Genomic DNA, 23399 nt, shown 5'->3' on the forward strand with positions numbered 1-23399 from the left:
AGCGTTTAAAATCTGCATCATTTTTTTAAATTTTATCTATATTTAGCAAGGCTCTTGGATAGTTATGGATATGTTTATTGTTTTAAATATATCTACTAATTTTCAAGAGCTTTAATATATAAAAACGAATTTAATCTAACTGATGTAAAAATTATTTTATTTAATAGAGACAAAATCATGACTGATATGATGAAAAATATAAGAATAGTAGAAGTTTATTCAGATATCGCAGGATATAAAAAAGGCGCCTCTCTAGGCATTGATGCATTAAAAGCGTCATCAAAAGAGCTTAATGCAGATTATTTTGAAAAATTGCAATTCGACAGTATTGAGGATGATAGCAACAGTGAAGGGGAATCACAATTTGCGCATGCAAAATATGCTGATGTGATTGAACCGATTATCTCTAAGTTAGCACATAAAATAAAAGATATAAGAAATGAGAATAAATTCCCAATTGTCTTAGCTGGAGATCATTCTAGCTGCGCAGGAACAATGCATGGCCTAAAAATGGCGCATCCTGATGCTGAAATTGGTGTGGTCTATATAGACGCACACGCTGATTTTCATTCACCATACACCAGTGGATCAGGAAATATGCATGGTATGCCTTTGGCGATGGCTTGTGCCATTGACAATCTAGAATGCCAGCGCAATGAGCTTTCTGAAAAAGAAAAAGAGTATTGGGAAAAATTAAAGTTCATGGCATCAAGCGAACCCTCAATCAAGCCAGAAAATGTGGTCTTTTGTGCCGTTAGAGATTATCAAGAAGAAGAGATGGATTTAATTAGAAGACACAAGATCCCTTTATATAGCGTTGCTGAAATCACTCAAAAAGGCATCAGTTCCACAGTAGAGGAAATTTTCAAAAAATTAGAATACTGTGATCATATTTATGTCTCATTTGATGTTGATAGCGTTGACCCTTTGTATGTGCCAGGAACCGGTACGCCTGCAATGAATGGCCTGTCATACGAACAAGCAATGCAACTTAATATAGAGCTAATCAAAAATAAGAAAGTATGCTGTTGGGAAATGGCAGAAATCAATCCTTTGTATAATAATTCAAAAGATGACTCGACCAGAATATTTAAAATTTTAGAAAAAGTGACGCAGTCCCTTTTAAAGAATTACTAATATTAAATATTAAAATGAGTTAAAGCATCTAGCCTAAATATATTGATTGCGAATATTTTTAGGCTAGTTAAAAAATGGACTGCGAGTAACAATAATATGGACATTATTAAATCTAGTTCTTCAAGTCAAGATGTTAGCAGTATCAATATCAAACAATTTTTAAAATTCTTTATACCCTCTATAATAGGTTTGATGCTCTTTGTATTTCCAATTCCCTATGTAGATGGTAAATTTGTATCATATGCAGAAGGGTTTACCATTCCTATCTCTGTGTTAAAGGATTATATACAGGGGTATATGGGTGACCTTTTGCCATTATTTGTTGTAATCTCTATTATGATTACACTGTGTTGTACGCTATATACTAAAATCATGAAGCCTTCAGTGATTTTAAATAATGCATTTTTGAATAACTTACTGAACGTTACAACACCTTGGCTTATTATTAGAATGCTTGGTGCGTTCTTTGTTGCCGTTACCTATTTTAAATTTGGGTTTGAGGCAATATATTCAGATAATATTGGAGGCTTAATATTATATGAATTAATGCCAATACTTTTTATTGTATTTTTCTTAGCTGGATTATTGCTGCCACTACTACTTGATTTTGGCTTATTAGAGTTTTTTGGTGTTTTATTAAGTAAAGTAATGAGACCTCTATTTGGTTTGCCCGGTAGGTCCTCTGTAGATTGTCTAACATCATGGTTGGGTGATGGCACTATTGGTGTATTATTGACCGATAAACAATTGGAAGGCGGATTTTATACTAAAAAAGAAGCAGCCGTTATTGCGACAAGCTTTTCAGCAGTATCGATTACATTCTGTTTGGTTGTCATCTCTCAGGTTAAGCTAGAAAGCTACTTTCTCAATATGATTGGGGTGGTTGCTTTATGCGGGATCGTTTGTGCCTTGATAGTACCAAGGTTATTGCCTTTATCTAGAATTGAAGATACGTATGTAGTAGAAAATAGTGATAGAGATCATGAAACTATTCCTGAAGGAAAAACGTTATTTACGCACAGTTTGCATAAAGCCGTTCACAGAGCAGAGAAGAGTCCAAGTTTTTCTACCTTCTTAAAGGATGGGTTAAAGAATATTTTAGATATGTGGATCGGAATATTACCCGTCGTTATGGCAATCGGGACTATGGGCTTAATCGTTGCAGAAGAAACCCCTATATTTGATTATCTAGGTATGCCGTTTATTCCATTCTTAGAGTTATTGAATATACCTTTTGCGGTAGAAATGTCAAAAACCATTATGGTAGGTTTTGCAGATATGTTTTTACCGGCTATTATCGGTTCTTCAATAGAATCAGAGTTAACTCGATTTGTCATCGCTTGTTTGTCAGTTTCTCAATTGATCTATATGTCAGAAGTAGGTGGGTTGATTTTAGGAACCAAAATTCCAGTAAGCTTTTTTCAGTTATTAATAATTTTTCTATTAAGAACCATTATTTCATTACCAATTATTGCATTATGTGCGCATATGATTTTTTAAATTGGGTTTCATGAAAACTGAATGCACTATATCTGAAAAAAATCAGCAGCAAAAGATCACTTATCAAGGTGGTCTTTTGCTATCAATATCAAGCTACTCACAAGATCGTCGTTTTGCAAAGTCAATCATACATCGTGCAACAGGTATCTGACCAACTACAACTGCATAAGTTTGGTCGCTATTATCCGCGCCAAGACATCGTTTTGCTTAATAGAGCAGTCTGTAATGTATACAACGCTCTATGGCAAAATAATTTGGACAGCTTTAGCATTATCAGCCCAAAAAGAATGGGTAACCATATGCGCAAGGATGCGGTCTCTAAGAACATCAATATTACCTCACAGACAAGTATCAAGAAAAAATAGTTTACGGAGGTTGGGGATATGAATGAGTGTAAAACAGCTTTAGCAATTATGAGCCGAAATAAGAATACTATAGAGGCTAGCCTGGCTTTCCATAATAATGTTGAAAAAATGAAAAAAGATTTTGTCGGAAAGCTTAAATTAGATTTATACCTAAATGCTAAAAATTATCCTCAAAAAATTATTCTAAGAAATATGAAAGTAGATAATAAGTATGAAAAATTTAGCTTCGGAAATATAGAAAATATTGGAATTATTTGTTTTGAATTTCAAGATTATTATAATAAACCAAGTTTAGGCGTAAGATTTTTAGGGAAATTCAGACATTCTGAATTTGCAAGTAAACATAAAAGTAAAATAAACAGATTACTAAACGAAAATATTAAAAATAAGCAGTTTGAAAGTTCTAGCTGGTGGCCAGCTAAGGACAAGTTTGAGCCTTTCGATTGGAGAAGCTCTAGTAAACCGTGGCAAATGATGAAAGATGACACTATGGCTACAAAGATTCTAGATGAGGTTCTAGAAATCTATAAAGTATTAATTGAAAATGGTTATGAAATTACATAGAGGAATACCATGACGTGGTTCGTGAACCGCACTTCTTTCCATGAGAAATGTTATGGCAAATAACTTTGAATAGAAGAAGTCGGTTTACACTGGTTTCATTGAGGTATACTTGTCTAAAATAAGACAAACGTACCTTTTCGAGATTATTATATGAAATCTGATCGAGCCTTTTTATTGATAGGGGCATTGGCAAAACAAGCCAATACGACTAAAGATACTATTCGCCATTACGATGAATTGGGATTGCTGAGATCTCGTAAGCGTCAGGCAGGGTCACGATTATATACAGAGTTTCATCCTGAATGTATTGAGCGTATCGAAATAATTAAAAACATAAAAGCTGTCGGTTTTAGTCTCAATGAAATTAAGAATGGTCTTAATGATTATTACGATGGCAATTTCAGTATTGATAAACGAATGCTTGCCGTTTCCGAAAAGCTTGCTCAAGCGAAAAGCGAACAAGCGACTCTTACCAACGTCATTAATCAGCTTACTACTCGTTATAGGGTATTAGAAGAAATGAAATCAAATAATAATACGCTTCTTTCTAAAGATGAATGGCAAAAACGAATAGCGGAGCTACTGCCAAATGATACGCCGTCTTAATTCAAGTTTGCCGAACTTCACAAACTTGAAGACTGACTGTTTTTTTCGTGAATACCTGCAGATGTATGTCAAACCTATAGAAACTAACTAAGTGAAGCAGTTGCTTAGCTAAAAGAGACAGCGACTGCGCTACATAAGTAATGTGTCACTTTCAACGTATAGCGCTTCCGTTATAGAATGCATGAAATATCAGATTTTTAGTTGGCTATAAATATTGTCGAATAGTTACATTGATTATAGATAAGGAAATTAAGATGCAAGTAAAATTAGGTTTGTTAGTAGCTACCGTGTTGGCGTCAGGATCATGCTTTGCTGCTGATGCTTATAAAGTTTCTACCTCTGTATTTAAAGACGGTGAGTTAATTGCTTCACCTGTGATGCTTGTAAATGCTGAAGAGATGGCATCGATCGCTGTTGACACTGAGTTTCAGTATAACCTGACAGTAAAGCCATATAATGAACATACTGCTAAAGTCGTTACGGCTCTTAAAGTTGGTGATGATGTTGCGGAACATGAAACGACCGTCGCCTATGATAAGGAAGCTACAGTTAACAATGGTAAAGACAAACTTACTTTATTGGTTCGTAAAATTACCAGTTGAAGATTATGGCATTCACAGCTATAAAGTCTATATATAAAAAGAGTAAGACCTCTGATCAGTATCTATTCAATTAACCAGTTAATTGAATAGATACTTTTGGTTTATAGCGATTAGATTCAGACAATAGGAAAAATATTTACCCGACTATAATTTCTCCTGAACCGAGTCGATATCTGCGTAGACTTAGGTGGTGCCATCCTTAGTAAGCTGCATACTCTAATACGGTTCAAACTTATCTTTATACTCCATACTGGGGCTACCGACAGGCATACCCGTTACAACAAGACTCATTGCTTGTACGGGTGGATTTTCTGAAAACTGTGCCATATATTATGTCACTACACTTTGTACTGAAAGATTTTTTAGTGCTTTTTAGTATCACCAACAATCTTATCCATCAAAGCAAACAACAAGCCAGATAATACAAACGTCATATGGATAATCACTTTCCACATCAATACATCAGCATCAGCATCGCTCATCTCTTTGGGTATATCCATAAATGATTTGAGAAGATCAATGGCAGAAATGGCAACGATGGCACCGATTACTTTAAGTTTCAGACCAGAAAAATCGATTTTTCCCATCCATTCAGGACGATCTTCATGATCACCTGTATCAATTTTTGAGACAAAGATCTCATAGCCACTAAATATGATGATGAGTAATAAGCTTGCGACCAGTGACATGTCAATAAGAGCCAACGTTCCGACGATGACATCGGCTTCAGAAGCAGTAAACACATGGGTAATCATGTGCCATAGTTCTTGGAAAAACTTGATAAATAGTAAAATAATACCGATCACTAGCCCCAAATAAAATGGGGCTAGTAGCCAACGACTATTAAATATGGTTTTCTCTAATGTTTGTTCAGCTTTCTTTATCATGTATATCTCTTGTTTTTGGGAATATGCGTTATAAAGTAAGATGCTTGTCTTAGGCAATAGAAAGTGATTCGTGACAGAAGACAGGTCATACCAATCGCTTGATATAACCTGTCATGACTACGATTTTCTACCAAAGCGCTTTTTCTTAATTTGAACGTAGCGTTTAAACGTAAGCTAAAATCAACACTAAGTAATCGCCTTCGCTTGTTGCTTGCGATGCTTAAGTGAAGCAAGCAATGCCCAACCGATAAAGGCAATACCAATCAAACCAGTAATAATCTCTGGTACATGGAATTTCACTGATAGCAGCATAATAATTGCCAAAGCACCAATGGCATAATGCGCACCATGTTCTAGATAGATGAACTCATCAAGTGTGCCTTTGTCTACCAAGAAAATAGTCATTGAACGCACAAACATGGCACCAATCGCCAGACCTAACATAATTACAATAACGTCATTGGTGATTGCAAATGCGCCAATCACACCATCGAAACTGAATGAAGCATCAAGAACTTCTAAGTATAAGAAACCGATAATACCGCCCTTCATAATCGCGCTGGTCGCTGCGGCACCTGAACCCTTCTCTTCATTTTCTAAGTCTTCCTCAAGGTCACCCTCGAGCATACCAGAGATAACTTGGACACCAAGATAAACCAAGATACCCCAAACACCCGCAATCAGTACGGCAGAAGCTTGCTCCGCACTGGCCCAAGATACAGCAAACATCAGGACAATTAGAGCGACAAACACGCTCATGGCATCGACTTTGCCAAGCTTCGCCAGACGGCTCTCAAGCCAGTTAAACCAATGCACTTCTTTATCATCAAAGATGAAGTTTAAGAACACCAATAGTAAGAAGATACCACCAAAGGCTGAGATTTCAGCATGGTGTGCCATCAGTCTTGCCGAGTATTCTTTAGGATCATTCAATGCCAAATCTATCACTTGCATCATGCCAAGATCTGCGGTAACCGCAACGATGACAATTGGGAATACCAAGCGCATACCGAATACAGCAATTAAAATACCAACGGTTAAAAATATCTTTTTCCAAAACTCGTCCCAGCCTTTAAGGACTGAGGCGTTGACCACCGCATTATCAAAGGATAATGAAATCTCCATGACGGCCAAAATAGCAGTAATAGAAAGGGTAGTTATCAAACCGCCCATACCGCCATGTGAATATCCCCACCATGCAGCTACCATCAATGCGATAGCTGTGAAGATGAAGTCTAAATAAAAATGTCTCATGACACATCCTGTCTGGTTGCGTAAAGCTAAGGTTGTCTATTATAGACGCAGCATAAAAAAAGTGGCTATCGCTAGCCACTTTTCCATGTGTGATTTTTAATGAAATATAAAGTATTCTTAAAGAATCTTCTATATAAAATTGTGAACGTGTTTGTTATATATAACATTTTATGGTTTGGCGTCAAAAAATATCTTGTACGTTATCTAAAATTATTATGCCAATAAAAGATGACTTCATTAGAAAAGCACTAAAATTTGATTGTCTTAAGTCAAGGGCTTGAAATACTTCTATAGTCAGTCCTAAATAAAATAAGTACAAATATTATAACGCGCTACTGGTATAAATTTTTCTTGCTTACTGTGCCTGCGCAGACAGAGGCGGCGCAAAACTTATCCCAGTAGCACTTTGTTTGATTTATAGTGGATTGACTATAGTAATATCAGGTTCTCTATATTTTAGTGAATCTAATATTACTATCTATACCGCATACCAGAATATTTGAATCATAATTAGGGAGCCACTATTATTTCCATCAATATAGTTTATATTCACATATTTTTAAGCACGGGCTAAATTCGCTGCTAGCGTAATTTGTTTCGCCATCAATTGATTCATATCGACACCGACTATTTGACCCTCTAATACACGCCATTTACCGGCAACCATTACCTTATCGGCTTTGGTTGCACCACAAAGTAGTATTGCTGCAACAGGAGAGCCTGCGCCCGCAAAGCGTATTTCATCAAGTTTAAATAGGGCTATATCAGCTTGTTTACCGACCGCTATTTTGCCAATATCATCACGACCTAAACATCCTGCCGAGCCTATAGTTGCCCATTCAAACGCTTTTTGATGGGTTATTTCCTTAGCACCATAGCGCAAGCGTTGTAACAATAATGCTTGGCGGACTTCACCAATCATGTTCGAGCCGTCATTTGACGCGGACCCATCAACACCAAGACCGACAGGGCAACCCGCCTCTTGTAGGGCAATAGTAGGGCATTGTCCTGATGCTAATAACATATTTGATGAAGGGCAGTGGGCAATACCTACATTCGCTTTACCCAATCGTGCTATTTCTTCATCGTTAAAGTGAATACCGTGTGCAAGCCACGTACGATTATTTAACCAACCAACGCGCTCAAGGTAATCAACGGGACGCACGCCAAACATTTTTATACAAAAGTCTGTTTCATCATGGGTTTCGGCCAAATGGGTATGTAATCTGACATCAAGCTCTTGGGCTAAATCAGCCGTTGCTCGCATGAGTTTTTCACTAACAGAAAATGGGGAGCAGGGGGCTAGTGCTATGCGGGTCATCGCGCCATCTTTATATTGGTGATAGGCTTTAATCAATCGCTGGCTATCATCTAAAATTTCGCGATCTGTTTGAATCGTGGTTCGAGGAGGCAGGCCGCCCTGATCTTCACCTAAGCTCATTGAGCCACGGGTAAGGTGAACGCGGATACCTAGTTTGGTTGCCTGCTCTACTTGAATATCAATAGCATGCTCTAAACCATTAGGAAATAAATAATGATGATCACTGGCTGTAGTACAACCAGAGAGTAGTAATTCGCAAAGCGCTATTTGGGTAGATGTTGCTATCATTTCAGGGGTTAGTCTGGCCCAAACGGGATAAAGACTTTGTAACCAAGGGAAGAGATTTTTGTTTAACGCGGCAGGAAAAGCACGGGTCAATGTCTGATAAAAGTGATGGTGGCTATTGATTAAGCCGGGTATAAGAACGTGTTCATGAGCATCCACTACCTCATCAACCGATTGTAAGGGTTGTTCACCAGCCCTTATTAATTCGACAATAAGATCATTTTGAATAACGATACCGCCAGCATAAGCGGGGTCTAAACAGTAGAGGGGGTTTTTGATCCAAGTTCTTTGAGATTTAACCTGCATAGTGACTCCTATTAGTCATCAGGTTTAGAAAAGATTAAGAAAAATCTTAATCGCTTAAACCCGGATGTAGGAGCTACTAACACACAAACCGGAAAGGTGTGAATAGTAGTTGATTTAAAATCACGGCTATTTAATGATCGCCTCCAAATCATTGTTCATAAATATCTTGGCAAAAAACAACCGTGTTGTCAATTATTAAGTAACTTGTGTTCTGCTTGAGCTATGTTACTTATGATCTATACCCTATTAATCAAGAAGAAAAAAACGGCTATGGTGTTTTGCTAGTGACCTAATTGGACAAATGACTATAGAGAGTCTTGATTAAAAACAACAGACAGCTCATTTGCAGCTTCCTGCAAAAGAGGTACATGGCTTAATAATTCTTCCAAAGACTTTTTGACAGTGGGACCATGAGTAAATACGGTGGCAAATGCTTGTTGCTCACCATTTGGAATGAGTACCGCACAGGCGACCATGCCTGGAATAAACTCTTCGTTATCTATCCCTATTTGAGTATCACGCGTTTTAGCGATGGTCTTCAGTAGCTGATTTTTATCGGTCTGTGTATTGGTGGTCAAGGCATGTATCGACATTTTATCAATAATACGTTCGCACTTATCTGTAGGTAGTTGTGCTAGAAGTAACTTACCACTGGCACTTGCCCAAACTGGAATATGAGAACCCGCAGGTAAGTATATTTGAAGGGGCCAATCAGACAATACGCGATCGACGTAAACCACGTCTAAATCTTGCATAATCGCAATGCCTACCGTTTCTCCTATTTGTGCCGAAAGCTGTTGCAAGATTGCCAGCCTTTCAGTTTTGAAATGATTGTTTTGCCATAAATCTATGGCTAGCTGATAAGTTCGTTTTCCGCAGGTTACTTTTCCAGGCAGATCTAATTGGACGAATCCGAGATTCTGTAATTGTTCTAGCAGCCGATACATACTTGGTATCGGTATGTCTAACGCTTCTGCTAGGTCGCTGACACTCATAGGTCTTTGAGACTTGGCTAACATTTCAACTATCTTCAAAACACGCTCAACGCTTGAGCCTTTTTTTTTAGCATTATTCATGGTTTGATTCATATCCTTAGCGACACAACGCCGCATAGCTACGTCAATTATAACGAGAAGGCTTGAGCATTTACATCTTGTTATGATAAATCAATTATGTTATTTTACATAACGATAATTTATCTATCGATATATGAAGAATAATACAGCATAAAAAATATATTGGTGACATGCTAACTTCTAATTTAAGTGATTAAAGGCGAACAATCCTCTCGTTACGAATATTGAGGTTTTGTAGTCCTAAGAATATGTAAGGAATAAATATGAAAGCCTTTGTAGTAGAGAAAGTAGCGGACAGAGTGTTTTCTTGCGCAATACAAAAAGTTCCTGTACCAGAAGGTGATAAAGATGAAGTGGTCATAAAGACAACTTATTCATCATTAAATTATAAGGATGCTTTAAGCTCTGTCGGCAATCCGGGTGTGACTAGAAAGTTCCCGCATATCACCGGTATCGATGTGGCGGGAGTGGTACACGAAACGACATCTGATGCCTTTGCAGTCGGAGAAAAAGTATTGGTGACTGGCTACGACTTGGGTATGAATACTGATGGCGGTCATGCAGAGTTTGTCAAAGTGCCAGCGTCATGGGTCGCCCGTATTCCTGACACAATAACTGATAAAGAAATCATGACTTTCGGTACGGCAGGATTAACGGCAGCTTTGAGTGTTAATGAATTATTAGATAATGGTGTCAAGCCAGAAGATGGTGAGGTTTTAGTCACTGGTGCTACTGGTGGCGTGGGTTCTTTAGCGGTTTCTATCCTGAATAAAATTGGCTTTACTGTCGTTGCCGTATCAGGAAAAGAGGAACAAATTGATTATCTCAAACAAATTGGCGCGTCAGAAGTCATCCTTAGAGATACTTTTAATGAGGACGCTAAAAAACCCATTATGGTTGAAAGATATGCAGGGGTCGTCGATACGGTTGGCGGTGATATTTTAGCCAATGCCCTAAAATATATAAAATACGATGGGGTTGCTACTTGCTGTGGGTTAACAGCGTCACATGAACTCAATACCAATGTATTCCCATTTATTTTAAGAGGCGTCAGACTAATAGGTATCGACTCGGTTGAATGTAAGCTTGAGAAGAAGCAAGCGGCATGGGACAAACTGGCTGGTGAGTTTAAAATAGCTACTTTAGATAGTATCACTAACGAGATTGGCCTAGAAGATATCAAAGACACCTATACATTGATGCTAGAGGGAAAGTCAGTGGGCAGGTATGTGGTGAAAATATAAAGGACATCTATTTTCTTGTCGATATGATATGTAGTAAGAAACTCTTAATTTTAAAAATTAAGAGTTTCTTAGTTTCTATAGATAAAGTTTTATCGACTAGTAATGACTCGTATAAGAGGTCATATTTATCCTAAAGATGATCAATTGATAAAATTATAGAGTTTTTAGGAATGTAAGATGGTAACTGTAATACAAGATTTAAAACAAGACTGGTCACTTTCAGCGTCTGTTGCTGGCTTTTTAGCGGTACTCATTGCTTATGCAGGGCCACTGGTTATTTTCTTTCAAGCGGCACAAGCAGCACAAGTGGCAGAGGCGATGATGGCGTCTTGGATTTGGGGTATATCGATAGGCACTGCGATACCTGGTATTTATCTTTCTATCAAATATAAAGCGCCGATAGTAACTGCTTGGTCTGCTCCAGGAACCGTGCTGCTCGTGACATTGTTTCCACAGATGAGTATTAATGAGGCCGTTGCGGCTTACATTATCTCAGCTATCGTTATTTTTATGGTCGGCGCGACTGGCTATTTTGATAAGGTTTTACAGTGGATTCCTAACAGTATCGCCGCCGGTATGATGGCAGGTATCCTATTTCAATTTGGCTTAGGGTTATTCGTCGCCACTGACACCATGCCATTTATTATTTTTAGTATGTTGGGCTGTTATTTATTGGCCAAGCGCTTGTCACCGCGCTATACAATGATTTGGGTATTATTATGTGGCGTCACCTTAAGTTTGCTACTTGGCAAGATGAACCCTGTCGATATCAATTTCACGATGACCATCCCCGTCCTCATCTGGCCAGAATGGTCATGGCATTCAACGTTTAACCTTGCAATCCCTCTTATTCTCGTGAGCTTAAGCGGACAGTTTTTACCCGGCATGGCTATCTTGAACTTAAGTGGCTATGACACGCCGGCGAAACCTATTGTCATGGCCACTAGCATTGCCTCACTAGCGGTTGCTTGCGTAGGAGGTATCACCATTACATTAGCAGCAATCACCGCTGCACTATGTACGGGAAAAGATGCGCACGAGCTCAAAGAAAAGCGTTATGTCGCCGGTATCGCTAATGGTATTTTTTACTTATTGGGGGGATTGTTTGCTAGTAGTATTGTGCTGGTATTTAGCTTATTACCTAAAGAGCTGATCGCCGCTCTAGCTGGTCTGGCGCTAATAGGTGCTATATCAGCCAATATTACTATTGCCATGAAAGATGATGGTCAAAGAGAATCGGCACTGATTACTTTTTTAGCCACGGCATCCGGTATGCAGTTTTTGGGATTAAGTTCAGTGTTTTGGGGTATTTGTATCGGTATGATTGCTCACTACGTATTGACTAAAAAAAGCAGCAAGCCGGTTGTGGTATAACTGGTTGGTAAAAGGTGATTGATTGAAAGATATTCTTAGTGATTATGGTTGGGAATTATGAGTCCAACCCTCTGCTATAATTCATTTAACCGCTTGGTTATCATATTCTGATAGTTTTCGATCAATATAGTAAGGCAGTTCAATAACAAACACAGCACTAATCTTAAAAACTCATCCAAATAAAACAATGCTAGTAAACGCTTAGAAATCGTGTCATAAGTAAGATCACACAACAAAGGAATGTTGTCATGAGCCAGCTTGTATTTGACAAAGTACTATTGCATTACTACAAGCCATTAGGGACACTATTATTGCTGGTAGGTTGTACGGTTAGTAGCTTTGCCGCCACCTATAAAATTGAGCCTGACACCTCTAACGTACGTTTCGCTATTGACCACCTCAAAACCTCTGCCACCACTGGCGGCTTCTATAATGTGACGGGAATACTCCAGTATGATCCGAGCGCAAAAACTGGCGACATCTCTCTCATTATCCCCATAAAATCCTTAAACACAGGCAACAAAAGCTTCACTCTCAAACTGATGGGCTCTGATTTTTTTAATATGGAACAGTTTCCATTGGCTCATTTTGAATCTACCAAATGGCATTTTACCTCTGACACAGAAAACCCAAAGGTCACACAAGTGGATGGCAAGCTAACCTTAAACGGTCAGACCCATCCTATTAGCTTATTGGCGACCAAATTTAATTGCTATCTGACCGCTCTAGCTAAGAAGAATATCTGCGGAGGCAATTTTACCGCCACTATTGACCGTACTCAGTGGAATATCAAAAAATATGTCTTGTTCGGTATGACTAAAAATCTGACTTTAAATATAAAAGTTGAAGCGGCTAAACAATAATCTTTTTAGCGTCGATAAATAATAAACATGTCATAAAGTCATGGCTAAAATGATTAAAAATGAGTTTTTGCCAGCCTAGTGAGGATAGTATGAAACCAAGTTATATGCTGTTATCAGCACTTGCACTTAGTATGGCTTCCAGCGCTGTCATGGCTGATAGTGCAGGCTTACCTAATAGGACGAGCCTATTCAATATCAGTCCCGCTACCAGCTTACCCAATGTCAGTCCTGCCAATAGTGATTTGGTTAATCGCGGCGCCTACATTGCCCGTATTGCTGATTGTATGGCGTGTCATCGCGAGGACTATAGCGGCGGCGTCGCGATTGAAACCCCTATTGGTAATATTTACTCGACCAATATCACGCCCTCTACACGTTATGGTGTCGGTAACTATACTGAGACTGATTTCAAAAATGCCTTGAAAAAAGGTCGTGCGCCTACGCATCAGCTTTATCCTGCGATGCCATATCCGTCTTATCATGGTATGGCTGAGGCGGATATCAGTGCATTATTTGCTTACTTTCAAACCGTACCTCCAGTAGAGGAGCCACCTGAAAATACCACTAAGCTACCATTCCCGTTGAATATCCGAACATTAATGTTGGCTTGGAATGTGATTAACGTACCTTCTACCGAAAATCGTGCAGGGCTCACCCAAACCCAGCAGCGTGGTGAATATCTGGTTAATAATTTGGAACATTGCGGTACTTGTCACACACCGCGCAATCTCACGCAAGGTCTTGATAAAGACAAGTATTTATCCGGTGCACCACTTGGTAAGTGGTATGCGCCTAATATCACTCCAGATAATGACAGCGGCATTGGGCGCTGGAGTGAGAGTGATATCGTCACTTATTTGCGTACCGGCATGCTCGAAAAACGGGCTTATGCAGGTGGACCAATGGCTGAAGCCGTCGCCCACAGTACACGCTATCTAAGCGATAGCGACTTAATTGCAATGGCTGCTTATCTAAAAGTCGTCCCTATCATTAAGACAGACGATTACGTGATACCTATAGATACATCACGGCTGCCTAATCCGGTTAGTCGCTCTATTACCTATGATTTAATTGAGCAAAAAGACTATCTGGCGCAGGCAAAATCCACTACTAATGCTGGTTCTAATACTAATAACTCACCAAAAGCGCTATATCTTGCTGCTTGTGCTAGCTGTCACGGAGCAGATGGCTACGCGCAGCCCGATGCTCGTTACGCCTCTATCGTAGGACTGAGTAGTATTCGTCGCATTAAGCCAGACGCGCTCATCAATGTCATTGCTTATGGTGCGAAAGGCGCACTAAACACCGCACCCAAAATGCCCGGCTTCTCTAAAGAGTTGAGTCATGCGCAGATTGCCAGTATTACCAATTATGTGCGGGTAACTTTCGGTGGTCTACAAAGTAGTGATGTCAGTGTTGCTGACGTTAAACGCATCTTAAAGTAAGTGCCATTAACACCACTATCGATACAGCTATAAAAATACCTAATGCAACCTGATGACATGGATGACGGTTCTATAATAAGGATAATAAAATGAATGATATGCTTCAATCGCCCACACGCCGGCAACTGCTATCAATGATCGGTAAGACCGCAGGGGCGACAGCAATGTATCAGGCGATGACTACGTTAGGGTTTGCTTCTGAATCTAGCTTTAAACAAGAGATGAATTTAAAGGGTGCGCCTGCTGGCGCTAGCATTGTGATCCTTGGCGCAGGATTGGGCGGACTCACCGCTGCTTATGAGCTACGTAAAGCCGGCTATAAAGTCACTGTTCTTGAGTTTCAAAATCGCGGAGGTGGTCGCAGTTGGACACTAAACGCAGGTGATAAATATACTGAGCTTGGCGGCGGCGAGGTGACTTGCGATTTTAAAAAAGGCAATTACTTTAATGGGGGACCATGGCGATTGCCCGTTCATCATTATGCGGTATTCCATTATTGTAAAAAATTCGGTGTGGCACTGCAGCCTTTTATCCAAACCAATGACCGCGCCTATTTGCACCGTACCAGCCATTTTAATGGCGCACCGCAACGCTTAGGCGAGGTGCAAAGCGACATACGTGGCTATGTCTCAGAGCTATTATCTAAAGCAGTCAATACCGGTAGCCTTGATAAGACAGTTAATAAAGAGGATAAAGAGAAGTTATTAGAAGGATTAAAAGGTTGGGGCGTCCTTGATAACAATTATCGCTATGTTAAAAGCCACGAAACCAGCAAGCATCGTGGCTATAGTGTTTATCCAGGTGGCGGTTTGATGCCTGATGCCAAACCCTCAACACCGGTACCGATGGACAAGCTCTTAAATTCAGGGATGTGGTCAGATATTTATAGCAACTATACGACATATGACCATCAACCAGCGATGTTTCAGCCTGTCGGTGGTATGGGAAAAATCGGTGATGCGTTCACTCGCGAATGCCGAGAGTTGATTACATTCAACGCCAAAGTCACTAAGATTTATCAAGATGAGAGCGGTGTCACTGTCGATTATGTCGATAGTAATAGCATTAGTAACAATCTAGATGGCGAAACTAAAACCGTGCGTGCTGACTGGTGTATTTGCAACATTCCACTATCCGTATTGACTCAAATTGATATTAACGTCTCAGCGCCGATGAAGCAAGCGATGGCAGCGGTACCTTATGACACCTCTTATAAAATAGGTTTAGAGTTCAAACGCCGATTTTGGGAAGAAGACGAATGGATTTACGGCGGTATCACCTATACCGATATGCCTATCTCACAGATATCCTATCCTTCACACGATATGTTTACCACAGGCTCAGGGGTGCTACTCGGCGCGTATGGATTTGGAGAAGCCTCTTATCGATTTAATACGCTGAATCCAAAAGAGCGTATTGATGCGGCACTACAGTATGGTAAGTATATTCATCCGCAATATACCAAAGAGTTCCGCTCTGGAACGTCCGTCGCTTGGCACCGTATTCCATGGTCGCTCGGTTGCTATGGCATTTGGAGCGAGTCAAGCCGTGATCAGTACTACGATACGCTATGCGCGATTGACCACCGTATCGTACTAGCAGGTGAGCACTGCTCACATATCCCAGCATGGCAAGAAGGGGCAATTTTATCTGGTATGGATGCCGCTCAGCGACTACATCAAAAGGCAAAAAAACTTGGTTAGTAGAAGTGATTATTACAGTAAATTAATCATAATAAATTCAGAGGTAATCATGGACATGATCAAACCAAACCTGCTTGCTGTGGTAATGATACTAGGTATCGGAAGCACAGTCGCGCTATCAAGCTGTAGCCAATCCACTAAAGCCAACGTTGTCCCTCTCGCCAGTCAGCAACAAACCACGCAAATGGTCTTTGATAATCAAGCCAGTCGCAATAATGGTGCATGGGGTGCAGTGTATATGAATAAAGAAGCACTTAGGTCGCCAACAGCCAATATCGTCGATGTCAGCTCACTACCGAAAATGGTAGAAGATGCTAGCTTGCAAAAGTGGTTAGCAAAGTTCGAAGGTAGCTCTGAAGGTAAAAAGGGGTTTATTACTACCAATGGTAAAAAGCTCTATAATGATTCTTGTGCTGGCTGTCATATGCAAGATGGTAAGGGTGCAAAGGGGGCAGGTTACTATCCGCCGCTTGCTGATAACAGTAAGATGCAATCAAAGTACTATATTATTAGTGTTGTGATAAATGGTCTGCGCGGTATGCCATCCTTTCAAAGTATGATGAATGATGAACAAATAGCAGCGGTCACTCAATATGTGCATAGTGACCTTAATAAATTTACCGATACAGTCACTGCTGCCAACGTTGCTCAGCTCCGTCATGACTTTCCACCGGCTTCTGATCCGAGTGAATAATTTTATTTTATGATATAAACTCTTTAGTCACTAACTTGGGAGAGTTTAATCAGTCAGCTTGATGGTAATGAACCGTGCTGTGGATGTCATGGTCATTAAATTCATATACTGAAGATATGATGTTTAGTATTACGGAAGATTATATAAAGAGAGAAGATTATGAAAGGGCGTGTAATAACCTAAGAACCAATCTTAACACTATGGTTATTTAATACAGCAATTCATTGATGATACCGCATCACTCGCTTGCCGTATTGACCAGCTCAAGAGCAAATATCGAGGACCCACGAGTCCAACAGCTTTGGTCTGCTAATGTCACATAAAAACCATACAGAGTAATGCTTTATGAATACACTATATTAGAACATAATATATAAAAAATAAGTGCAATAACCAGTGTGTTGGGCATCAGCCCTTACCTTATACAAGGAATAATCATGATATTTCGTCAATTGTACGAACCCCTTTCGAGCACTTATACCTATCTGTTAGGGGACGAGGATACAGGTCAGGCTATCCTGATTGATCCGGTCATAGCGACCATGGATCGTGACTTGGCTGAAATCCATAGATTGGGACTGGATTTGGTCTACACAGTTGACACGCATATCCACGCAGATCACATTACTGCAGCGTTGGAGATGAAGCGTGCCGTCGGTAGCAAGATCGCAGCGCCTGCCTTTGACCGTCTACCATGTGTGGATGTCGGGCTGGAAGAAGGAACACCTTTGCAGGTTGCTGGTATTACCCTGCACCCATTGCATACGCCGGGACACACCGATGGTCATTTTGCGTATCTCTTTAATGAGAGGGTATTCACTGGCGATGCTTTACTTATCGATGGATGTGGCCGGACCGACTTCCAGAATGGCGATGCCGATGCGCTGTATAAATCTGTGCGGCAGAAACTTTTTTCTTTACCAGACGACACGCTGGTCTATCCTGCGCACGACTACAAGGAGCGCTTTGTCTCTTCAATCGCTCAGGAAAAAAAGCGCAATCCACGGCTTGGCGGGGACATATCACTCGAAGAATTCAAGGTCATCATGAGCAACCTAAATCTATCATATCCGAAATTTATTGATTATGCTGTTCCTGGCAACCAGCAGTGTGGCGTCTGCCCAGAGGATTTACCAGAAAATTTAGCCACTTACTGTCGCCAGATGATGCAGAGCCCTCAAGGATAATGTTACGGATTTTAAGAGAGTCGACATTTAACGATGATTAATTTATCGGCTCTGACCTTGAAGAGATGTAATTAATGAGCATTTGATATTCCCATGCTTAGCGCGCACACTACTATTAATGCCAATACTATAATCTACGGAGAAATACTATTATGAACGGCATAATGAATGGAGAAATGATGCAGGGAACGATGATGCAAGGGATGGGCTGGGGCTGGATGATTCTCTGCCTACTGTTTGCGCTACTTCTTTTTGCTGTACTTGTGTTTATATTGATGGCAATTCTGAAATATCTCCGTAAACCAGATTAAAGCTTGTAATAAAGAGATGCGTGTAGTCGTCGGAAAATGGCTTTTGAGTAGCGATCTCGTAGAGTCTGAATCTATATTTTAGATAAAACTATCCAATAGAGAGTTATTGCTCTTTAAGGTTAGGTGCAAATATATTATTGGATGGCTGAGACTTTCGCTATACGCCTTTCTTCAGTAGCCTAACAGTAGCCCAATTTTAAGTGCTATTGGTACATATTACCTTTTGTCTAGCATCCGTCTCTAACATCAAAATTAAGATTTTATCAAATAGTAATCATGATAACGGGCATCTCTTAACCATTGAGTTAGAGCGCAATCTTTACTCAATATAAGTGAAGGAGTTATCTGATGAATCCTACTAATAGCGATAAAAAGAATGGCCTTAATGGTCAAGATTCAAAGAATACTAATCAAACCCATACTACCTTCAAAGAGTATAACCAAGTGCCAGCTGATTATAATGGCACCGTTTATACTTGTCCGATGCATCCAGAGGTGAAAGACGTTACAGATAGCGGCTGCCCAATATGCAACATGTCTCTTAAACCTGAAGACGAGGTTACTGATGAAGACAGTCATTCACATTGTCATGGCAAAGATACTGACCGTACTAAGGTAAAATCTGTCAAAGGCGGCAAATACGACAAAGTCCCAGCTGATTATAATGGTGCCGTTTATATTTGTCCCATGCATCCAGAAGTCAGAGATGTGAAGAATAGCGGCTGTCCAATATGTGGAATGGCACTTGAACCAGAGACGGCTACTATTGGTGAGGAGGACACCTCAGAGCTCGACGATATGACACGCCGTTTCTGGATTTGTACGGTGTTGACCATACCGCTATTTCTGTATGCTATGAGTGACATGGTAGGTCTAAGCTTAGACAACCTTGGTCAAGGTGATATCTCTGGACAGATCGCTCAGTGGATTCAGCTAGCGCTTGCAACACCTGTCGTGTTATGGGGAGGCACACCGTTCTTCGTCCGTGGCTGGCAATCAATAAAAAGTCGAAACCTAAACATGTTTACTCTGATTGCAGTTGGTGTAGGCGCAGCTTTTGGTTTCAGTCTGGTAGCAACCTTCCTTCCGGATATTTTTCCAGACAGCTTTAGGGACGCCACTGGCCAAGTAGGGGTGTACTACGAAGCGGCAGCGGTCATTGTGACCTTGGTGCTATTGGGTCAAGTGTTAGAGCTCAAAGCCAGAAGTCAAACCTCAGGAGCAATCCGTGCGTTACTCGAGCTGGCACCACCAACGGCAAGACGTGTGGATGAGAACGATGTCGAGACCGAAGTATCACTTGACGAAGTGATCAGCGGCGACAGATTGCGAGTCAAGCCAGGAGAAAAGCTTCCTGTAGACGGCACGGTACTTGATGGTAGTAGTAGCATTGATGAATCGATGGTAACTGGTGAACCCATTCCAGTGTTAAAGGAACAAGGGGATACGGTCACCGGCGGCACAGTCAACGGTACTGGGACACTACTGATCAAAGCGGTTGATGTTGGTGATGACACCGTATTATCCAAGATCGTCAAAATGGTCGCTGAAGCCCAGCGCAGTCGCGCACCAATACAGAAACTGGTTGATAAGGTAGCTGGATGGTTCGTGCCCATCGTACTTATTTGCTCTGTCATTACCTTTATTGTCTGGGCGATATTTGGGCCTGCGCCTGCAATGGCTTTTGCGCTGGTCAATGCCATCGCTGTATTAATCATCGCCTGCCCTTGTGCATTAGGGCTCGCCACACCGATGTCGATTATGGTGGGCACTGGTAAGGGCGCGCAAAATGGCGTACTTATCAAGAATGCTGAAGCGTTAGAGAGCATGGAAAAAGTCGACACCATCGTTGTCGATAAAACCGGAACGCTGACAGCAGGTAAACCAGAGCTCACCGCTATCGAAGCGCTTGGTGGCTTAGACGAGGATGAGCTGCTTATACTTGTCGCAGCGGTAGAGACTGCCAGCGAACATCCTCTGGCAGAAGCTATCGTCAAAGCAGCAAAGGCAAAATCTCTCAATATGATCAAAGCCAGCGATTTTAGCTCAACCACGGGTGAAGGCGCGCAGGCGCTGGTTAATGGTAAACAGGTCGCTGTAGGCAATTCAAAATTCATGGAGCGCCTGAATAGTTTTGACAGCACACTTTCAGAACGCGCCGACATACGTAGAAAAGATGGTGAAACCGTCATGTTCGTCGCCGTAGATGGGCAAGCAGCTGGTCTAATCTCAGTGGCTGATCCGATCAAGCCAAGTACAAGCGAAGCAATATCGCTGTTGCACAAAGCTGGACTGCGGGTGGTTATGCTGACAGGTGACAATGAAATAACGGCTAAAGCCGTTGCTAGCAAACTGAATATTGATGAAGTACATGCGGACGTCTCTCCAGAAGACAAAAACCGTATCATCAAAGAGTTGCAAAGTAGTGGCAAGGTTGTGGCTATGGCGGGTGACGGTATTAACGATGCTCCCGCTCTTGCCCAAGCAGATGTCGGCATCGCCATGGGCACAGGAACAGATGTGGCCATGGAGAGTGCTGGGATCACGTTAGTGAAAGGTGATCTGATGGGAATCGTAAGAGCCCATAAACTGAGCCATTCTACGATGCGCAATATCAGACAAAACCTGTTCTTTGCTTTTATCTACAATGCCCTTGGGGTGCCGATTGCGGCGGGTGTTCTGTATCCGTTCTTCGGGCTTTTACTAAGTCCAATGATAGCGGCGGCGGCTATGAGTCTCTCGTCAGTATCTGTTGTTGGTAACGCGCTGCGGTTGCGACGTTTGAAGCTGTAATTTTGGTACGGTTAAGAGGGTTTTAAAGCACACATACACATACTGGTCTTATCAAGGCCTAAGATATAAGGATACCGTTATGGGCAGTTTTTCTATTACACATTAGCTGATTTTATTGGTAGTAGTAGTAGTAGTAGTAGTAGTAGTAGTGGTCGTGTTTGGCACTGCTAAGCTTAAAAATGCTGGCAAGGATTTAGGCGGTGCGGTAAAGGGTTTTAAAGAAGCGGTCAAAGATGAAGAAGCCGAGCATGCTCGCAAGAATCGTATGCTTAGCCATAAAAATAGTACGCCTGCTGCAAGTAATGATTTAAATACGCAGGTAGATACTCAGGTTGATGATATGGAAGTCAGCCCTATTACCACTGATGATCAACACAAAGTATGAAGAGTGCCTTTTGTTCCAATAAGAAATATTATGAAAAATGTCTTTAGATAGAAGAAGCCAGTTTTCAATGATCCCTTTGAGGTATACCCTAAAAGATCCATTCTATGATACTAAATCGCTAAGATTGTCGGGGATTCAGCATTCTGAGATAATGTAAAACGGCATACCCGAACTGAAAGCAAAAAGCTATTTGCATACGCATTAAATTCTTAGTTCATCTATTACAATAAACAAGAAGCCCTATAATGAAAAAATCCGTTCAAACCCTTTTAAATCAAGTAGGACTCACCGCTTTAGTGACAGCAGCATTACTATCTGGAACCGTACAGGCAGCTGACAGTGATGATCTTCTGAAAAATGCCGTTGATCAGCAAGCCAGATTATTAATGAATGAGCATAATATTTCAGGGATGGCTTTTGGCATTATTATTGATGGTAAATCACACTTCTATCATTATGGTTTGGCTGATAAGAAAGCCAAAATACCTGTCTCAGAAAACACTATTTTTGAGCTAGGCTCAATCAGTAAGACGTTTGCGGCTACCTTAGCCAGTTATTCAGAATTAAATGGCACACTTGCATTAGAAGATACCGCTGATAAATATATTCCTTACCTAAAAAACAGCGCCATTGGCAACACCAAGCTTATAAACCTAGCCACCTATTCAGCTGGTGGTCTACCGCTACAAGTACCTGATGACGTCAAAAACAATAAAGAGTTGCTTCGTTATTATAAATCTTGGCAGCCAGTCTTTCCTGTCAACTCAAAGCGTTTGTATTCCAATGCCAGCATAGGGTTGTTTGGCTATATATCGGCATTAAGCATGGATGCTGATTACACACAATTGATGGAAGAAAAAATACTGCCGTCACTCAATATGCCCAACACCTTTATCAATGTGCCTAATGACAAAATGGCGGATTATGCATTTGGTTATAACGCTGCTGGTGATGCTATCCGAGTCAATCCTGGCATGTTAGACGCTGAAGCTTATGGCATTAAATCAACCATTGGAGATATGATGCAGTTTATGGCGGCTAATATGGGTCTTGTGTCGTTGGATAAAGATATTCAGCAAGCGTTAGACAATAATAGAAAGGGTTACTATCAGGCGAGCACTTTTACACAAGGGTTAGGATGGGAGATGTACCCTTATCCTACTCAGCTAAATACCTTACTCGAAGGTAACTCAATGGACGTGGTGCTAAAGCCTCAAACCATTCAAGCAGACAATCATCCAACGCCTATTTTAAACAACGTCTGGGTCAACAAAACAGGCGCTACTAATGGGTTCGGTGGCTATATCGCCTATATTCCTAGTAAAAAATCAGGCATTGTTATTCTGGCAAATAAAAACTATCCCAATGCAGATAGGGTCAAAGCAGCGTATACGATTTTAGAGAGTGCAATAACTCATTGATTGAGCATGAGTCACAAAGCAACCTTATAAAAATGGCCTTTCACTAATAACCCAGCTAGATGCTAATTTTTTTGTG

21 protein-coding genes are annotated in these 23399 nt (G+C 40.7%); 17 read left to right on the plus strand and 4 right to left on the minus strand.

Translation table 11 applies throughout. The features are described 5' to 3' along the window. Window positions 1-177: 177 nt before the first annotated feature. The 6 genes from FQ082_RS04685 (at window position 178) to FQ082_RS04710 (ending at window position 4774) form a co-directional block, all read left to right on the plus strand. Window positions 178-1137, plus strand: coding sequence for an arginase (locus FQ082_RS04685; protein ID WP_149492222.1), 960 nt, complete (start codon window positions 178-180; stop codon window positions 1135-1137). A gap of 96 nt (window positions 1138-1233) precedes the next feature. Then, complete coding sequence (locus FQ082_RS04690) at window positions 1234-2637, plus strand: YjiH family protein (RefSeq protein ID WP_149492223.1); 1404 nt, start codon at window positions 1234-1236, stop codon at window positions 2635-2637. 113 nt (window positions 2638-2750) lie between these two features. Further along, window positions 2751-3002 carry a hypothetical protein gene (locus FQ082_RS04695; protein ID WP_149492224.1) on the plus strand — a complete coding sequence of 84 codons (252 nt, stop codon included), beginning with the start codon at window positions 2751-2753 and terminating at the stop codon, window positions 3000-3002. An 18-nt stretch (window positions 3003-3020) separates the two neighbouring features. Then, entirely contained in the window at window positions 3021-3566 is a 546-nt protein-coding gene (locus tag FQ082_RS04700; RefSeq protein ID WP_149492225.1) for a hypothetical protein, read from the plus strand. A 150-nt stretch (window positions 3567-3716) separates the two neighbouring features. Next, window positions 3717-4172, plus strand: a complete 456-nt coding sequence (locus FQ082_RS04705) for a MerR family transcriptional regulator (RefSeq protein ID WP_149492226.1) — start codon at window positions 3717-3719, stop codon at window positions 4170-4172. Between the two features lie 254 nt (window positions 4173-4426). Further along, window positions 4427-4774 (plus strand): hypothetical protein, encoded by a 348-nt coding sequence (locus tag FQ082_RS04710; RefSeq protein ID WP_262498154.1) that lies wholly within the window; start codon window positions 4427-4429, stop codon window positions 4772-4774. A gap of 362 nt (window positions 4775-5136) precedes the next feature. Here FQ082_RS04710 and FQ082_RS04715 read toward each other — a convergent pair whose 3' ends face one another. From FQ082_RS04715 to FQ082_RS04730, 4 genes are all read right to left on the minus strand, one after another. Beyond that, a complete protein-coding gene (locus tag FQ082_RS04715; RefSeq protein WP_011514108.1) occupies window positions 5137-5661 on the minus strand; it encodes a TIGR00645 family protein in 525 nt (174 codons plus the stop codon). 186 nt (window positions 5662-5847) lie between these two features. Further along, the gene (locus FQ082_RS04720; RefSeq protein ID WP_011513117.1) at window positions 5848-6915 is read right to left on the minus strand and encodes a DUF475 domain-containing protein; all 1068 of its coding nucleotides are present in this window, start codon (window positions 6913-6915) and stop codon (window positions 5848-5850) included. 559 nt (window positions 6916-7474) lie between these two features. Further along, window positions 7475-8827, minus strand: coding sequence for an 8-oxoguanine deaminase (locus FQ082_RS04725; protein ID WP_149492228.1), 1353 nt, complete (start codon window positions 8825-8827; stop codon window positions 7475-7477). 305 nt (window positions 8828-9132) lie between these two features. Next, window positions 9133-9939 (minus strand): IclR family transcriptional regulator, encoded by an 807-nt coding sequence (locus tag FQ082_RS04730; protein WP_227500739.1) that lies wholly within the window; start codon window positions 9937-9939, stop codon window positions 9133-9135. Window positions 9940-10166: 227 nt separating this feature from the next. Here FQ082_RS04730 and FQ082_RS04735 point away from each other — a divergent pair, with 227 nt between their 5' ends. The 11 genes from FQ082_RS04735 (at window position 10167) to ampC (ending at window position 23323) form a co-directional block, all read left to right on the plus strand. After that, on the plus strand, window positions 10167-11147 hold the full coding sequence (locus FQ082_RS04735) for a YhdH/YhfP family quinone oxidoreductase (protein WP_149492229.1): 981 nt from the start codon (window positions 10167-10169) through the stop codon (window positions 11145-11147). A gap of 177 nt (window positions 11148-11324) precedes the next feature. Then, window positions 11325-12521, plus strand: a complete 1197-nt coding sequence (gene benE / locus FQ082_RS04740) for a benzoate/H(+) symporter BenE (protein ID WP_149492230.1) — start codon at window positions 11325-11327, stop codon at window positions 12519-12521. A gap of 248 nt (window positions 12522-12769) precedes the next feature. Then, the gene (locus FQ082_RS04745; RefSeq protein ID WP_149492231.1) at window positions 12770-13384 is read left to right on the plus strand and encodes a YceI family protein; all 615 of its coding nucleotides are present in this window, start codon (window positions 12770-12772) and stop codon (window positions 13382-13384) included. A gap of 89 nt (window positions 13385-13473) precedes the next feature. Beyond that, on the plus strand, window positions 13474-14829 hold the full coding sequence (locus FQ082_RS04750) for a cytochrome c (protein WP_149492232.1): 1356 nt from the start codon (window positions 13474-13476) through the stop codon (window positions 14827-14829). Between the two features lie 89 nt (window positions 14830-14918). After that, window positions 14919-16532: a flavin monoamine oxidase family protein gene (locus FQ082_RS04755; RefSeq protein WP_149492233.1), complete on the plus strand. Its 1614-nt coding sequence runs from the start codon at window positions 14919-14921 to the stop codon at window positions 16530-16532. A 49-nt stretch (window positions 16533-16581) separates the two neighbouring features. After that, window positions 16582-17226: a c-type cytochrome gene (locus tag FQ082_RS04760; RefSeq protein ID WP_149492234.1), complete on the plus strand. Its 645-nt coding sequence runs from the start codon at window positions 16582-16584 to the stop codon at window positions 17224-17226. A 437-nt stretch (window positions 17227-17663) separates the two neighbouring features. After that, the gene (locus FQ082_RS04765) at window positions 17664-18413 is read left to right on the plus strand and encodes an MBL fold metallo-hydrolase (protein ID WP_020443919.1); all 750 of its coding nucleotides are present in this window, start codon (window positions 17664-17666) and stop codon (window positions 18411-18413) included. A gap of 152 nt (window positions 18414-18565) precedes the next feature. Beyond that, on the plus strand, window positions 18566-18724 hold the full coding sequence (locus FQ082_RS12990; RefSeq protein WP_181211022.1) for a hypothetical protein: 159 nt from the start codon (window positions 18566-18568) through the stop codon (window positions 18722-18724). 348 nt (window positions 18725-19072) lie between these two features. Then, on the plus strand, window positions 19073-21517 hold the full coding sequence (locus tag FQ082_RS04770) for a copper-transporting P-type ATPase (protein ID WP_149492235.1): 2445 nt from the start codon (window positions 19073-19075) through the stop codon (window positions 21515-21517). Between the two features lie 106 nt (window positions 21518-21623). Then, complete coding sequence (locus tag FQ082_RS04775; protein WP_262498158.1) at window positions 21624-21902, plus strand: twin-arginine translocase TatA/TatE family subunit; 279 nt, start codon at window positions 21624-21626, stop codon at window positions 21900-21902. Window positions 21903-22147: 245 nt separating this feature from the next. Further along, complete coding sequence (gene ampC / locus FQ082_RS04780) at window positions 22148-23323, plus strand: class C beta-lactamase (RefSeq protein WP_149492236.1); 1176 nt, start codon at window positions 22148-22150, stop codon at window positions 23321-23323. Window positions 23324-23399 lie beyond the last annotated feature (76 nt).

Origin of the sequence: Psychrobacter sp. ANT_H56B, assembly GCF_008369245.1 — a bacterium.
In the GTDB taxonomy this organism is placed as follows: Bacteria; Pseudomonadota; Gammaproteobacteria; order Pseudomonadales; family Moraxellaceae; genus Psychrobacter; species Psychrobacter cryohalolentis.

What these genes read in the sequence shown, in the direction of transcription:
- FQ082_RS04685 (WP_149492222.1), top strand. Translation starts at nt 178, where the DNA reads ATGACTGATATGATGAAAAATATAAGAATAGTAGAAGTTTATTCAGAT.
- FQ082_RS04690 (WP_149492223.1), top strand. Translation starts at nt 1,234, where the DNA reads ATGGACATTATTAAATCTAGTTCTTCAAGTCAAGATGTTAGCAGTATC.
- FQ082_RS04700 (WP_149492225.1), top strand. Translation starts at nt 3,021, where the DNA reads ATGAATGAGTGTAAAACAGCTTTAGCAATTATGAGCCGAAATAAGAAT.
- FQ082_RS04705 (WP_149492226.1), top strand. Translation starts at nt 3,717, where the DNA reads ATGAAATCTGATCGAGCCTTTTTATTGATAGGGGCATTGGCAAAACAA.
- FQ082_RS04710 (WP_262498154.1), top strand. Translation starts at nt 4,427, where the DNA reads ATGCAAGTAAAATTAGGTTTGTTAGTAGCTACCGTGTTGGCGTCAGGA.
- FQ082_RS04715 (WP_011514108.1), bottom strand. Translation starts at nt 5,661, where the DNA reads ATGATAAAGAAAGCTGAACAAACATTAGAGAAAACCATATTTAATAGT.
- FQ082_RS04720 (WP_011513117.1), bottom strand. Translation starts at nt 6,915, where the DNA reads ATGAGACATTTTTATTTAGACTTCATCTTCACAGCTATCGCATTGATG.
- FQ082_RS04725 (WP_149492228.1), bottom strand. Translation starts at nt 8,827, where the DNA reads ATGCAGGTTAAATCTCAAAGAACTTGGATCAAAAACCCCCTCTACTGT.
- FQ082_RS04730 (WP_227500739.1), bottom strand. Translation starts at nt 9,939, where the DNA reads ATGCGGCGTTGTGTCGCTAAGGATATGAATCAAACCATGAATAATGCT.
- FQ082_RS04735 (WP_149492229.1), top strand. Translation starts at nt 10,167, where the DNA reads ATGAAAGCCTTTGTAGTAGAGAAAGTAGCGGACAGAGTGTTTTCTTGC.
- benE (WP_149492230.1), top strand. Translation starts at nt 11,325, where the DNA reads ATGGTAACTGTAATACAAGATTTAAAACAAGACTGGTCACTTTCAGCG.
- FQ082_RS04745 (WP_149492231.1), top strand. Translation starts at nt 12,770, where the DNA reads ATGAGCCAGCTTGTATTTGACAAAGTACTATTGCATTACTACAAGCCA.
- FQ082_RS04750 (WP_149492232.1), top strand. Translation starts at nt 13,474, where the DNA reads ATGAAACCAAGTTATATGCTGTTATCAGCACTTGCACTTAGTATGGCT.
- FQ082_RS04755 (WP_149492233.1), top strand. Translation starts at nt 14,919, where the DNA reads ATGAATGATATGCTTCAATCGCCCACACGCCGGCAACTGCTATCAATG.
- FQ082_RS04760 (WP_149492234.1), top strand. Translation starts at nt 16,582, where the DNA reads ATGGACATGATCAAACCAAACCTGCTTGCTGTGGTAATGATACTAGGT.
- FQ082_RS04765 (WP_020443919.1), top strand. Translation starts at nt 17,664, where the DNA reads ATGATATTTCGTCAATTGTACGAACCCCTTTCGAGCACTTATACCTAT.
- FQ082_RS12990 (WP_181211022.1), top strand. Translation starts at nt 18,566, where the DNA reads ATGAACGGCATAATGAATGGAGAAATGATGCAGGGAACGATGATGCAA.
- FQ082_RS04770 (WP_149492235.1), top strand. Translation starts at nt 19,073, where the DNA reads ATGAATCCTACTAATAGCGATAAAAAGAATGGCCTTAATGGTCAAGAT.
- ampC (WP_149492236.1), top strand. Translation starts at nt 22,148, where the DNA reads ATGAAAAAATCCGTTCAAACCCTTTTAAATCAAGTAGGACTCACCGCT.